Annotated in this window: 11 protein-coding genes and 1 other annotated feature; of the genes, 8 read left to right on the top strand and 3 right to left on the bottom strand. The window is 40.8% G+C overall.

What is annotated here, in order from left to right:
- Positions 1-418 precede the first annotated feature (418 nt).
- The 6 genes from FXF70_RS09325 (at position 419) to FXF70_RS09300 (ending at position 8,026) form a co-directional block, all read left to right on the top strand.
- Positions 419-748 carry a DUF4257 domain-containing protein gene (locus FXF70_RS09325; RefSeq protein ID WP_008343006.1) on the top strand — a complete coding sequence of 110 codons (330 nt, stop codon included), beginning with the start codon at positions 419-421 and terminating at the stop codon, positions 746-748.
- A gap of 102 nt (positions 749-850) precedes the next feature.
- Positions 851-1,072: a binding site (T-box leader), on the top strand.
- Positions 1,073-1,169: 97 nt separating this feature from the next.
- Complete coding sequence (gene leuS / locus FXF70_RS09320) at positions 1,170-3,584, top strand: leucine--tRNA ligase (protein WP_148780141.1); 2,415 nt, start codon at positions 1,170-1,172, stop codon at positions 3,582-3,584.
- A 130-nt stretch (positions 3,585-3,714) separates the two neighbouring features.
- On the top strand, positions 3,715-4,617 hold the full coding sequence (locus FXF70_RS09315; RefSeq protein WP_017358345.1) for a dienelactone hydrolase family protein: 903 nt from the start codon (positions 3,715-3,717) through the stop codon (positions 4,615-4,617).
- 52 nt (positions 4,618-4,669) lie between these two features.
- On the top strand, positions 4,670-5,422 hold the full coding sequence (locus FXF70_RS09310; protein WP_148780140.1) for an NAD-dependent epimerase/dehydratase family protein: 753 nt from the start codon (positions 4,670-4,672) through the stop codon (positions 5,420-5,422).
- Between the two features lie 218 nt (positions 5,423-5,640).
- Positions 5,641-6,501: a carbohydrate ABC transporter permease gene (locus FXF70_RS09305; RefSeq protein WP_098680761.1), complete on the top strand. Its 861-nt coding sequence runs from the start codon at positions 5,641-5,643 to the stop codon at positions 6,499-6,501.
- Between the two features lie 25 nt (positions 6,502-6,526).
- Positions 6,527-8,026 (top strand): extracellular solute-binding protein, encoded by a 1,500-nt coding sequence (locus tag FXF70_RS09300; protein ID WP_148780139.1) that lies wholly within the window; start codon positions 6,527-6,529, stop codon positions 8,024-8,026.
- Positions 8,027-8,070: 44 nt separating this feature from the next.
- Here FXF70_RS09300 and FXF70_RS09295 read toward each other — a convergent pair whose 3' ends face one another.
- A complete protein-coding gene (locus tag FXF70_RS09295; RefSeq protein WP_007501869.1) occupies positions 8,071-8,910 on the bottom strand; it encodes an aldo/keto reductase in 840 nt (279 codons plus the stop codon).
- A gap of 13 nt (positions 8,911-8,923) precedes the next feature.
- On the bottom strand, positions 8,924-10,111 hold the full coding sequence (locus FXF70_RS09290) for an MFS transporter (RefSeq protein WP_035391070.1): 1,188 nt from the start codon (positions 10,109-10,111) through the stop codon (positions 8,924-8,926).
- A 154-nt stretch (positions 10,112-10,265) separates the two neighbouring features.
- Here FXF70_RS09290 and FXF70_RS09285 point away from each other — a divergent pair, with 154 nt between their 5' ends.
- Positions 10,266-10,637: a winged helix-turn-helix transcriptional regulator gene (locus FXF70_RS09285; RefSeq protein WP_008343017.1), complete on the top strand. Its 372-nt coding sequence runs from the start codon at positions 10,266-10,268 to the stop codon at positions 10,635-10,637.
- A 35-nt stretch (positions 10,638-10,672) separates the two neighbouring features.
- On the opposite strand, the gene FXF70_RS09280 is transcribed toward FXF70_RS09285, so the two are convergent.
- Positions 10,673-12,973 (bottom strand): helix-turn-helix domain-containing protein, encoded by a 2,301-nt coding sequence (locus FXF70_RS09280; protein WP_019743703.1) that lies wholly within the window; start codon positions 12,971-12,973, stop codon positions 10,673-10,675.
- A 231-nt stretch (positions 12,974-13,204) separates the two neighbouring features.
- Between FXF70_RS09280 and FXF70_RS09275 the strand changes: the two genes are divergently transcribed.
- Positions 13,205-14,170: an ABC transporter permease gene (locus FXF70_RS09275; RefSeq protein WP_008343019.1), complete on the top strand. Its 966-nt coding sequence runs from the start codon at positions 13,205-13,207 to the stop codon at positions 14,168-14,170.
- Positions 14,171-14,185 lie beyond the last annotated feature (15 nt).

Here is a 14,185-nt window from a genome sequence, read left to right as displayed (position 1 = left end):
TCCTTTGCTGCTACTATTAGACATTTAAGATGGTTTTTTTGAAACCAAATGAATTCTTTTTAAACGTAACATAACATATGTTCTGTTTCAATGATTGCAATCGCTTTGTTAAATTTGTCATCATAGTTTGTCCTCCATTAGAATAGAGTAAGTAAGGAGACTTTTCATTAGAAAAAGAAGGGATCATTTGAGGAAAATTCATAAAATGACAAAAATAGTTAATATGGATTAGGTAAAAATGATTCCAATGCATCAAGATTGTTTTTGGGTCATTCACATATAATGGAAGAAACAAGCTTTTTTTCTTCGTTAGAGAGAATAGACCTTTTACATGGATTATGACGGAACAGCAGAATGGCATTACAGGGGGCTGGACAGCCTGAAGTCGCTTTACTATTCTAAGGGCTTTAGGAAGGTGATGAAAATGCTGCAACAAGTCATTATTGCTTGCGCCATTGGAGGGGTCATGGGCATTCTCGGTCACGTAAAGAAAAAAGGCAGGCTAGAGAAGCCCAGAATGACAAAGAAGTTTATTTATCTAGGGTTTATTGAAGATTGGCTCGTTGGGATGATTGCTGCTACACTGCTTGTCTTATCCTCAAATCCCGAATCTAGTCTGCACTTGATCATCTTATCCATTATTTCAGGTTACGGAGGAGAAGCAGTTCTGCGAAGCTTCGATTTTGTGAGAGAAGAACGTTCACAGGATGCAGGCTCCAACCGTCATAACCGATCTCCACACGAATAATATCCTCACTTTACCCTAGTCTAGGGTACATTCCCATTGTATACAAACCTGCTTGCACTTATGATCATAATTCTATAAAATACTACTTAGATGACGGTTACGATAAGAACAGTGAAGAGGAGTAGTAGGAAAGCAGTATTTGTCTTTAGAGAATTGACGGCTGGTGAAAGTCAATCAAATCTGCTTCTGAACTCGCCTCAGAGTTGCAGTTGCGTTAAAGCTTCTGTCGCATGTCTGCGTTAAAGATATTAAGTGAGCGTATGAACAGTTCATGACGCTAACAAGGGTGGTACCGCGGGAACCAAAAAATCTCTCGTCCCTTTCCAGGGATGAGGGTTTTTTGTTGATTTTAGAAAAATCTGAATTCTTGCAGTGGTCATCTGAGCAGATAAAGCCGTACATATTAAAGGAGGTTTTTACATTGAGTTTTCAGCATCGGGAAATTGAAAAGAAGTGGCAGGATTATTGGCTGACACATAAAACATTCGCCACATCTGACTCGGAAGATAAACCAAAGTTTTATGCGCTAGATATGTTTCCTTATCCATCAGGAGCAGGGCTTCATGTAGGGCATCCTGAAGGATACACAGCAACGGATATTTTATCACGTATGAAACGTATGCAAGGATACGATGTTCTTCATCCAATGGGATGGGACGCATTTGGTCTTCCAGCGGAACAATATGCGCTGGATACAGGAAATGATCCAGCTGCATTTACAGAAGAGAACATTAATAATTTCCGCCGTCAAATTCAATCATTAGGCTTCTCGTATGATTGGGATCGAGAAATTAACACGACAGATCCGAATTATTATAAATGGACACAGTGGATTTTCTTGAAATTGTACGAAAAAGGATTGGCGTATATTGATGAAGTACCTGTAAACTGGTGCCCAGCACTCGGTACAGTCCTTGCAAATGAAGAAGTCATTGATGGGAAAAGTGAGCGCGGAGGGCATCCTGTTGAAAGACGTCCAATGAAGCAATGGATGCTAAAAATTACAGCATATGCGGACAGGCTGTTAGAAGATTTAGAAGACATTGATTGGCCTGAAAGCATCAAAGATATGCAGCGCAACTGGATTGGACGTTCTGAAGGTGCACATGTTCACTTCGAAGTAGAAGGACATGACGAACAGTTTACGGTATTTACAACACGTCCTGATACACTATTTGGTGCAACATATGCCGTTCTTGCACCAGAGCATGCACTAGTTGAAAAAATTACAACAGCTGCTCAAAAAGAAGCAGTTGAAGCATATATCAAAGAAATTCAATCTAAGAGTGACTTAGAGCGGACAGATCTTGCTAAAACGAAAACGGGCATTTTCACAGGTGCTTATGCCGTCAATCCATTGAATGGGGAAAAGATGCCGATTTGGATTGCAGATTATGTGTTAGCCACATATGGCACTGGAGCGATCATGGCAGTTCCTGCTCATGATGAGCGTGATTATGAATTCGCCAAAACATTCGATCTTCCAATCAAAGAGGTTGTTGAAGGCGGAGACATTGACAAAGAAGCCTACACAGGTGATGGAAAGCACATCAACTCTGATTTCTTAAACGGCTTAGGGAAAGAAGAAGCAATTGAAAAAGCCATTGCATGGCTAGAAGAACATCAAAAAGGTGAAAAGAAAGTCACTTATCGTTTAAGAGACTGGCTGTTCAGCCGTCAGCGTTACTGGGGAGAGCCAATTCCAATTATTCATTGGGAGGATGGAACATCTTCAGCTGTTTCAGAGGAAGAGCTTCCACTGATTTTGCCTAAGACGACTGAGATTAAGCCAAGCGGAACAGGTGAATCACCTTTAGCTAATATTAAAGATTGGGTAGAGGTCGTCGATCCAGTGACAGGTAAAAAAGGACGCCGTGAAACCAATACGATGCCACAATGGGCAGGTAGCTGCTGGTACTTCTTACGTTATATTGATCCACATAACACAGAAGAACTTGCATCTCCTGAAAAGCTAAAGAAATGGCTTCCGGTTGATGTGTATATTGGTGGAGCAGAACATGCTGTGCTTCATCTGCTATATGCACGATTCTGGCATAAATTCTTGTATGATATTGGTGTTGTTCCAACAAAAGAACCGTTCATGAAATTGTTCAACCAAGGAATGATTCTTGGTGAAAATAATGAAAAAATGAGTAAATCAAAAGGGAATGTTGTCAATCCAGATGATATCGTAGAATCTCATGGTGCAGATACATTAAGACTGTATGAAATGTTCATGGGACCTTTAGATGCGTCGATTGCTTGGTCTGAAACAGGTCTTGATGGTGCTCGTCGTTTCCTAGATCGTGTATGGCGTCTGTTTACAAATGAAGATGGCTCCATCAGTGATAAAGTGACAGAGCAATCTGGCGGCGCATTAGAGCGCAGCTACCATGAAACCGTCATGAAGGTAACGGATCATTATGAAGGCTTACGTTTCAATACTGGGATTTCACAATTAATGGTGTTCATCAACGATGCATACAAGGCTGACACACTGCCGAAAGAATATGCAGAAGGATTTGTGAAACTTCTTTCTCCGATTGCACCGCATGTAGCGGAAGAGCTTTGGAATAAACTTGGTCATGAAGGGTCTATTTCTTATGAAGCATGGCCGCAATATGATGAGTCAAAACTTGTCGATGATGAAGTGGAAATTGTCGTACAGCTAAATGGAAAAGTGAAAGCAAAATTAACGGTTCCTGCTGATGCAACAAAAGAGCAGCTAGAAGAGCTTGCGAAAAATGATGCACGGATAAAAGAACAGCTTGAAGGGAAAACAATCCGTAAAGTGATTGCGGTTCCTGGAAAACTTGTCAATATTGTCGCGAACTAATGAACGCACCCATCGGTATCAGCCGATGGGTGTTGTTTATTTCCCGGGACATAATTTTGTCGAAAACAAGGTAATTCCTCCATCAATCTCGTATTTAACAAGTTGATCAAGAAAATGAGGAGTGACGTCAATGGAAAAGAAAAGCAAACGTGAACAACTGCTCAGTTTATTAGGGGAAATGCCAGAGCGCCATCGTGTAGAGGCGTATACGTTAAAGATTGAGGAACGTGAATCGTACTTAGTAGAAACACTCATTCTCTCTATTCATGGGGTGGAGGAAGTTCCGGCTTATTTTGTGAAGCCGAAAGATACAGTGAAAAAAAGGCCTGTTGTCTTGTTCCAGCATTCTCATGGTGGGAATTATGTGGATGGGAAAGAAGAGTTATTGAAGGGGGCTCATTATTTGCAAGCGCCTTCATACGCAAAAGAATTCACTTCAAAAGGCTATAGTGTGTTGGCGATTGATCATGCGGGATTTGGTGAAAGAAGGGGAAGAACAGAAAGTGAAATTTTCAAAGAAATGCTGTTAACAGGAAAAGTGATGTGGGGCATGATGCTGTATGAGAGCATGTGTGCAATTGATTATTTGCTGTCCCGCTCTGATGTGCTCCCAGAGCGTTTAGCTGTTTTTGGGATGTCAATGGGCGGCCTTCTTTCATGGTGGACGGCAGCACTTGATGAGAGGGTCAGTGTGTGTGTGGATCTTTGCGCACAGGTTGATCATCACACATTGATTGAAACAAATCATTTAGATAGACACGGTTTTTACTATTATGTACCGAGCTTAGCTAAGCACTTTACAGCAGCTGACATCCAAGAAATGATTTTCCCAAGACCGCATTTAAGCTTAGTTGGAAAGCATGATCAGCTTACACCTGCTGAAGGTGTTGGACGAATTCAACAGACATTAAGTCAAGCCTATCAAGCTGCTTCCTTAAAGGAACGTTATCAGCTTATAGGTCTACATGCAGGTCATTTTGAAACGGCTGCTATGCGCCACGAGGCTACACGTTTTTTGAAAAAGTGGCTGTAATCAATAGACGGCATGGACATACTACTCCGATAGAAGATGAAGGAGGAAACAGATGAAAAAAATCACCATGATTGGCGGATGTGGTGTCATCGGACGTTTATTAACTAAAGAGCTCTCTTTGGAGTATGACCTGACCATCATTGATCAAACAAGGTGTGTAGAAGAAGTCATCATGGCAAATGCGGCAATTGAAGAGGAGTTGTTTCAAGCCATTCCAAGAGATACAGATGTGATCATTCATCTTTTAAACATAGACATGACGCATGATGTGATGAATGAAAAGGAGTTTGCAAAAATGAATGAGGTGTTTTGGATAAGCACGTATAATATGTTTCGTTCAGCGACCAGGTTAAGCATTCCAAAAGTCATTTTTGCAAGCAGTAATCATGTGACAGATCGCTATGAAAAAGATGGTCACTCCTTACTAGGGCGAGAAATTACGACTGATGATGTACCAGCAACGAAAAATGTGTATGGCATTTTAAAATTTGCTTCCGAACAGCTTGGGCGTTTGTTTCACGATCAAACAGGTATGTCTGTCATCAATTTGAGAATTGGAACCGTCGTGACAGATGAGATGGAAGGATTGCACACTAAAAAAAGAACGAAACGAACGCTTCTTTCACATGAAGACTTTTTCGGCATGATCAAGGCTGCCATCGAAACGGACGTTCCATTCGGGACTTATTATGCCGTATCAGAAAACGAAGGAAAACCTTGGTCTACTGAGAAAACGAAGCTGGAGTTAGGCTACAGGCCAGATGTCAATACGGCAGAAATTCTGAAAGAAAACGATCAGGCATAGGGCATAATCATGACATTAGCTCATGATCTTTTTCTTTTCATTGATGAGGCTAAAAGCACGAATGGCATGATCATCTCTGTGGTCTGTCATGATGATTATAGACGCTTTCTTTCCCCGTTTGTTACATTTTAATCACGATATCGTCAAAGGCTGCAGCTTATGTTCAGACGAAATGATAACGCTTACAAAGAAAGGGCGTGATGAACATAGATCGTTCTATTAAAGGCCGATTGTTCAATGTATTTAATTACTCTTTTCTACTCATGTTCGCATTAATATGTGTGCTCCCGTTCATCCATGTCATTGCCGCCTCTTTTGCGACAGTAGAAGAGGTCATCTCAAAGAAGTTTATTTTGTTTCCAACGACGTTTTCTCTAGAGGCCTATCGCTATATCTTTTCTACAGATATTGTGTATCGCAGCCTGATTGTATCCATTCTTGTGACACTCGTTGGAACAGCGGTCAGCATGTTTTTGTCCTCACTTATGGCGTATGGGCTGTCTCGTCAGGAGCTAAAGGGCAGGAGAACCCTCATGTTTCTCGTTGTCTTCACGATGCTGTTTAGCGGAGGGATGATTCCGACGTTTATTGTCGTGAAAACACTAGGGCTGCTTGATACTTACTGGTCACTCATTCTGCCAGTGGCCATCAATGCATTCAATTTGATCATTTTGAAAAACTTCTTTCAAAACATTCCGGCAAGCCTTGAAGAATCAGCGAAGATGGACGGCTGTAACGACTTAGGGATCTTCTTTAAAATCGTGCTGCCACTTTCTTTGCCAGCTATTGCGACGATTTCACTTTTTTATGCCGTGACGTATTGGAATACGTACATGACAGCCATTTTATATTTAAACGATTCAGTGAAATGGCCGATTCAGGTCCTGTTAAGACAAATCGTCATTGTATCAAGCGGTATGCAGGGAGATATGTCAGATATGGGCTCATCAACACCGCCGCCAGACCAAACCATTAAAATGGCGGTCATCGTCGTGGCGACCATTCCCGTTCTGCTTGTCTATCCATTTATTCAAAAGCATTTCAACAAAGGGGCATTACTAGGTTCTGTAAAGGGTTAAAAAGATGGAATAACGGAGGGATCTTATGGGGAGAAAGAAATTATGGCTGATTGCCTTTGTTTTGTTATTTGCCGCAAGCGGTATTCTGTCAGCTTGTTCAAGTAAAGGAGCAAGCTCATCAGATGAAAAGGTTGATTTAGACAAAAAGGTGAAACTGACATGGATGGCGATTTTGTATCATCAGCAGCCGCCAAAAGATTCAGTGTTAGAAGAGATTGAGAAGCTCACAAATACAGAGCTTGATATTACGTGGGTGCCTGATGCGGTGAAAGAAGACCGTTTAAATTCAGCACTTGCTGCAGGGAACCTCCCGCAAATTGTGACGATTCAAGACATTAAGAATTCATCTGCTATCAATGCGTTCAGATCAGGCATGTTCTGGGAAATCGGTCCATATTTAAAGGATTATCCAAATTTAAGTAAGATGAACGAACTGATTAATAAAAATGCCTCTATCGATGGGAAGCTTTATGGCATTTATAGAGAGAGACCACTTTCAAGACAAGGGATTGTCATTCGAAAGGATTGGCTTGAAAATTTAAATTTGGATACACCAAAAACGCTAGATGACCTTTATGAGGTAGCCAAGGCATTTACTGAAAAAGATCCGAACAAAAATGGCAAGGACGATACAATTGGTTTTACAGACCGTAACGATTTGATTTACGGTGCATTTAAAACGCTTGGTTCTTATGAAGGAATGCCAACAGATTGGAAAGAAGAAGACGGCAAATTTACGCCAGACTTTATGACGGATGAGTATATGAATACAATGAAATATATGAAAAAGCTGCGTGACAACGGCTATATAAACAAAGACTTCCCAGTCACAAGCAAAACGCAGCAGCAAGAATTGTTCTCACAAGGAAAAGCGGGTATCTATGTAGGAAATATGGTAGATGCAGTGAACTTAAGAGATGATGCAACAGATAAAAACATGGAAGTGGATATTATCAACCGAATCAAAGGCCCAGATGGAAAAGAACGTGTATGGGCATCAGGCGGCCATAATGGCATCTTCGCCTTCCCAAAAACAAGCGTCAAATCAGAAGCAGAGTTAAAGAGAATTTTGGCTTTCTTTGACCGAATTGCAGAAGAAGACGTGTATGGTCTCATGACATACGGGATTGATGGAAAGCATTATAACAAACAAGATGGAAATACATTTGTGAGGGAAGAAAGCCAAGTGAAAAGCTGGCAGACAGATGTACAGCCGCTTGTCAGCCTCGTAGGGATTGATAAACGTTACTTGAAAAATAAAGGCGATGCAGTTCGTACAAAATATGAAGAGCTGGAAGAAGACAATAAAAACATCATTGTCGCTAACCCTGCTGAAAGCCTGTATTCAGAAACAGCATCAGAGCGAGGAAATGAATTGAAGAAAATCATCGATGATGCGACCTATAAGTTCATTCTTGGTGATATCAACGAAGAACAATTTAAGAAAGATGTAGAGAAGTGGAAATCAAATGGTGGAAATAAAATCATAGAAGAATATGAAGCTTCCTTTAAAAAATCAAAATGATGAACATGAAGACCCCCGCTTAGTAAAAAGCGGGGGTGTTTTCATTAAAAATCGAAGTTGTCTGGATCAGGACCAATTCGTTTATTTTCATTTAAGTCAGACAGGCGCTTCATATCCTCATCAGATAGGACAAAATCAAAAATATCGGCATTTTCTTTTAAACGATGGGCTTTCGTTGATTTAGGAATCGTAATGACGCCTTTTTGCACATCCCAGCGCAAAATAATTTGAGCAGGTGTTTTGCTGTATGTGCCCGCAAGCTCCGTGATCAGCGGGTGGTGCAGCAGCTCTCCCTGCATAAGTGGTGACCAGGCTTCCATTTGGATGCCATGTGTTTTCAAATACGTAAACAGCGTTTCCTGCGTGAGTTTTGGATGAAACTCGACTTGATTAATTGCTGGAATGATGTCCGCATCTTTCAATAATTCGTCTAGATGATGCGGCTGAAAGTTACTCACACCGATGGCTCTGACTTTTCCTTCACGGTACAGCGTTTCAAGCGCGCGCCATGCTTCCTTGTATTTCCCTTCAACTGGCCAGTGAATTAAATACAGATCAAGATAATCAAGCTGAAGTTTTTTCAGGCTGTCTTCGTATGCTTTTAGTGTCGCTTCATATCCTAAATCGGCATTCCACACTTTGGATGTCACGAAGATGTCTTCGCGGCGAAGGCCTGTTTCTGCTAGACCAAGTTGTATGCCTCGTCCAACACCTTCTTCATTGCCGTAAATAGAAGCTGTATCAATACTGCGATATCCTAATTGAATGGCTGTTTTAACAGCTTCAATTAATTCCGTTCCCTCTTCAACCTGAAAGACCCCAAGACCAAATCCTGGCATGCGGACGCCGTTGTTTAATGTTTTTGTACTTTGTAAATCGTTCATATGAAAGACTCCTTTACATGGTTTGTTTGTATTCTTTTTGTTCGATTTGATGACTCACCATCGTGAGTATGGCCGCCATGAGCACCATGATGCCACCAACCCAGCCGGTATGCACAAGCCCGAGGGTATCTGTCACGATGCCGCCTAAAAATGAACCAATGGCGATACCTGCATTAAAGGCAGCGATATTCAGAGCGGAAGCAACGTCGACAGCTCCAGGTGTATACCTTTCTGCAAAATCAACGACGGCAACTTGAAGGCCGGGGACATTCATGAAAGCAAACAGTCCCATCAGCATTACAGTTCCAATCCCGAGTGCCATAAATCCAGCAGTAAAGCTAAGGATAAACAAGATGAGACTTTGAATGATAAACATATAAATCAGTGCTTTCATTGGCTGTTTATTCGCTGCTTTTCCGCCAATGACATTCCCAGCGGCGATGGTCATCCCGTATAACAGCAGGATCAAGGCAACTGTTCCAGGCGCAAGACCTGTCACATGCTGTAAGAGAGGGGATAAATAGGTGAAGACGACAAAGGTTCCTCCATACCCTGTAGCAGTAATGACAAATAAAAGCAACATTCTTTTCGACTTTAATAAGGCCGCTTGATCCTTAAACGTTGTTTTCACGCCCTGTTTCAATTGAGACGGAACAAGGAAATAGTTAGAAATCAGTGCGATTAGGCCAATCATGACAATCACACCAAATGACGTACGCCAGCCGAGCTCATGACCAAGAAACGTACCGAATGGCACACCGGTCACAGTAGCGACTGTTAAACCAGTGAACATAAAGGCAATAGCGCTTGCCCGCTTTTCTTTCACCACAAGGCTTGCGGCAATGGTCGAGCCAATCGACATAAATACGCCATGTGATAGGGCTGAAATCACTCGTCCGATTAAGAGTACAGAAAAAGTCGGGGCAATCGTGGCGAGTGTATTTCCGATCAAAAAGACGAGCATAATGAGCAGAAGCAATGTCTTTTTTTTCATCGTTGACGTAAGTGAGGTTAGAATTGGTGCGCCAAAGGTAACACCGAGCGCATATAAAGAAACGGTCCAGCCGGCCTGACTGACACTCACGCCAAAGTCTTCTGAGATCATCGGCAGAAGACCTACAGAGATAAATTCAGTTGTACCTATAGCAAATGCACTAATCGCTAGTGCGAGAAGGGCAAAGTGATTTTGTTTGTTTTGCATCGTGATTCACATCCTTCTTTCATGACATTTTAATAGACGAAGCCGATCGGCAAGAGTTATTATCTAACATAGATGATAGAAAAAAAAGTACGTACTTTTTTGTAATATAGGTACTAAAAAGTGCCTGTTCAGCATCAAAAGGAGTGAAGAGACGTTGGAAAAGAAGAAATATAATATCTCTGTGGAGGCAACGCTTGAGGTGATCGGCGGGAAATGGAAGTGTGTCATTTTATGTCATTTAACACATGGGAAAAAGCGGACGAGTGAACTGAAGCGTCTCATGCCAAATATCACGCAAAAAATGCTCACACAGCAGCTGCGAGAGCTTGAAAATGACGGTGTGATTAACCGCATTGTATATGAACAAGTGCCGCCTAAAGTGGAGTATGAATTAAGTGAATACGGACAGTCGCTTGAGCGAATTTTGAATGCGTTATGTGATTGGGGGGCAGCCCATATTGAACGAGTGTATGGCGAACCGCTTTCAGTGCTGGAAGACAGTATCCTAAATGAACAGTTTAAATAAAAAAGTCCCGCTTCTTGTGAGAGCGGGACTTTGCTTTATGTGCCTTTTTTCTGATCACGGTATTTCCCAGGTGTCGTGCCTTCCAGCTTTTTAAAGGAGCGGATGAAATTTTGCGGATTTTTATATTTTAGCTTTTCCGAAATTTCTTTCACCGACATATCCGTCTCCACCAACCAGTTTTTGGCGACATGATGTCTGTAAGACGAGAGATATTCACTAAAGGAGATATCCATTTCTTTTCTAAAAATACTGCTTAAATAATTTGGATTGTAGTGCAGGCGTGTAGCGATTTCGTCCAATGTCAAATCTGAGTCAAATTCTTGATGAATGATATGAATGATTTTCTCTGAGATATTTTTATATTGAGAGTCTTCACGCGCGCCGAGCTGATCAATGATGGGTCGAATGATCTCATGTTTCAGCCACGCTTCTGTATCTTCAAACGTTTTAAACTCAAAGATCGTATCATAGAGCATTTTATTATCTTCGACTTCAAACAATTCAATGCCTAGCAAATGCATCAGCTCGATGAGATTGTTTAAAAAACGAGCGAGAGCAATCTGGTACTCATGTGGTCCAGCATTTTTAGAAAAAATGGATTGCAGAAGCACATGTAAATAGTGATCTGCCTTGCCTTGATCGCCTGCTTTAATGGCATCAAATAAATCATGCTGCAGCTGTTTTGGGAAATGAGTCTTAAACGTCTTTCCTTGCTGAATGTGCTCGTATAAAAGAATGGATTTTTTCTCTGCCTTGAGCCTATATTTTAAGGCTTCTTTTCCCTCAATATAAGCATGTTTGGCCATAGAAAGCTCTTTAAATGAGCGACTGATCCCAATGCTGATCGACAAGCCCAGCTCTTCCTCAATTCGCTGCTGAATTGTTTCGGCTAATTGATTTAAATATTCAGTAAATTCCTCTTCTGACTTCGATTGATTGAGAACAATCGTCGTTTGATGCTGATTGACAACGGTCGGCTGAAGGTGCTCCTCTAGCGGAATAATCTGCTCAATCAGTCCATTTATCGCAAATAAAAGCAAGTCTGCATCCTTTTTTTCATACGGCGTTCCTTTTAGTGTATCGATTTGGGTCACAAGCATGGATAAATGGGACCAGTCACGAGGAAAGCCTAGACTTTGAAATCGGTTGTGAATCTCTTCTTCCGTCAGCTTGCCAAGCAGCAGCCGCACCATAAAGTATTGCTGTAAGTGTGTTACTTGCTGTTCAATCCGTTCCTCTAGATCATTGTTTTGATCTTTCATTTGTTTAATGCTCGATTCGATGAGCTCAAATTCATTTTGGAAAGGCTGTTTATGCAAAAAAGACTCATTACGTGCAAAGGATTCGTATAATAAGCGAATCGGTTTATAAAAGTGTCTAGAGCCAAACCATGAAAATAATAATGAAAGCGCTAACAAAATAAAGCAAATAATAAAGGTGATCCACCCGATTGATTTCGTTTGCTGCTTTAGTTCTGGAATGGAGACAAAGGATAAGTATGTCCATTCGTTATAATCTGATTTTTGAAACGTAATTTGATAGTTTAGTTCATCGATTTTCATATCAAATTGTCCGGATCGTTCTTCAAGTGACAGGACATGTTTGACGAAATCTTGATTTTTTAACGAGTCACCAATTTGTTCTTTTCGATTATGTAGCAGCACTTTTCCGTTTGTATCAATGACAAACATACTATCAGATTGAGAGAAGTCAGGCATGTTGTCAGCAATCACGCAGCTTGGAATGCTGGCGACGGCGATCCCCTTTTTTTGGACACTATTCATCGGCAGCTGCTTGATTAAATTCACATTGTATTTGCAAAAGGATGTCTTTCCTTCTTTTGTTGAGACAAGTGGATTATTTTCTTCAAGTGCCCAGCTGGAATGACTCGGAATATTGAGGTAAGAGGTTAACGCTTTCTCTTGATCCCCGTTTGAGACATGATAAAGACCAGAATTGTTCATATACCAATCTTCCATTTTACTAACAAGTGTAATATTGGAGAGATCAGTGTCGAAGGTTTGCAAGTAATTCAGTTCTTGCTGGACTTGATTATAAAGTTGGAATTGGTCTGGATTTAAAGGTTCTGCCAGTGTTTGAAGGAGAGGCGGCGAACTGACATAGTGAGTGAGAGAATGATCTACTGTCTTTAAAATATGCTCAATATTGGATTGCGTTTGTTTGACGCTGTCCAGCTTTTCATTTGAAATATTTTCGAGTGCAGTTTTTTGCGAATGCTGATAAGAAAAAATACCGACAATAATAACAGGAATTGTACTAAGCACGAAAAAAAACGTCACCAGCTTGTAATAAAATTTATACTGCTTTCTTTTCATAAAACCCCCCATTTCAAACGAAACAATCTTTTCCCCTTAGTTTATTAATCCAAAAATCTGGTAGGTTTGTCAATAATCATTTTCTGAGATTAGGATCATTTTCTTATGTTTTATGTAACGTTTTGAGTAGCTTCCCCTGAGTAAATATGATCTGATGATATGATTGTAGACGGATTTTTCATCCTTAAGATACAGTTAACACATGCATCAGCATGAGGGGAGGCTTTATCTGTGAAAACACAGGATGTCACTGCCAAGGGTGTGCCTGCGGCAGCTTTGAAAAAAGAAAAGAGAAAGCGCTTACTTAACCAATTACTTAGTCAAAAATTTCTGTATTTAATGATTTTGCCAGGGCTCCTTTATTTTCTTGTCTTTAAATATGTCCCTATGTGGGGGCTGATCATTGCCTTTCAAGATTACCAGCCGTTTCTCGGGATTCTTGGCAGTGAGTGGGTTGGCTTCAAACACTTTATTCGATTATTTACAGAACCAACATTTTTCATCTTATTAAAAAATACGCTCATTTTATTTGCCATGAATGTCGTGATTTTCTTTCCGATTCCGATCTTATTAGCCCTTCTTTTAAACGAGGTCAGATTGGCACTGTTTAAGAAATTTGTTCAGACGATGATTTATATTCCTCACTTCATGTCATGGGTGATTGTCGTGTCCTTATCTTTTGTTTTGTTAACGGTAGATGGCGGGTTAATCAATGAATTGATTGCTTTCTTCGGAGGAGAAAAGATTAACTTCCTTCTTAGTCAAGAATGGTTTAGACCCATGTACATTTTGCAGGTAATCTGGAGAGAAGCGGGTTGGTCAACCATTATTTATCTTGCAGCGATTACAGCAGTAGATCCGCAGCTATATGAAGCAGCAAAAATGGATGGAGCCGGCAGACTCAGACAAATGTGGCACATCACCCTTCCTGCGATTAAAAGTGTCATTGTTGTACTGCTCATTTTAAAAATTGGTGATACATTAGAGCTTGGATTTGAGCATGTCTATTTATTACTCAATGCGACCAACAGGGAAGTTGCAGAGATTTTTGATACGTATGTGTATACAGCTGGTCTGAAGCAAGGACAATTCAGCTATAGTACCGCTGTTGGTTTATTTAAAGCAGCCGTTGGACTTATTTTGGTCATGATGGCAAACCGTTTAGCGAAGAAGTTTGGAGAAGAAGGGATTTATTAAAAGGGGAGATGAAGA

The organism is Bacillus sp. Y3, from assembly GCF_008123875.1.
GTDB classification, from domain to species: domain Bacteria; phylum Bacillota; class Bacilli; order Bacillales; family Bacillaceae; genus Bacillus; species Bacillus altitudinis.
The sequence above is the reverse complement of the archived record's forward strand: the minus strand, read 5'-3'. Positions and strand labels throughout refer to the sequence as shown.

Excerpts from the sequence above, each read along its gene's own strand:
- FXF70_RS09315 (WP_017358345.1), top strand. The coding sequence starts at position 3,715 with ATGGAAAAGAAAAGCAAACGTGAACAACTGCTCAGTTTATTAGGGGAA.
- FXF70_RS09300 (WP_148780139.1), top strand. The coding sequence starts at position 6,527 with ATGGGGAGAAAGAAATTATGGCTGATTGCCTTTGTTTTGTTATTTGCC.
- FXF70_RS09325 (WP_008343006.1), top strand. The coding sequence starts at position 419 with ATGAAAATGCTGCAACAAGTCATTATTGCTTGCGCCATTGGAGGGGTC.
- FXF70_RS09280 (WP_019743703.1), bottom strand. The coding sequence starts at position 12,973 with ATGAAAAGAAAGCAGTATAAATTTTATTACAAGCTGGTGACGTTTTTT.
- FXF70_RS09310 (WP_148780140.1), top strand. The coding sequence starts at position 4,670 with ATGAAAAAAATCACCATGATTGGCGGATGTGGTGTCATCGGACGTTTA.
- FXF70_RS09295 (WP_007501869.1), bottom strand. The coding sequence starts at position 8,910 with ATGAACGATTTACAAAGTACAAAAACATTAAACAACGGCGTCCGCATG.
- FXF70_RS09290 (WP_035391070.1), bottom strand. The coding sequence starts at position 10,111 with ATGCAAAACAAACAAAATCACTTTGCCCTTCTCGCACTAGCGATTAGT.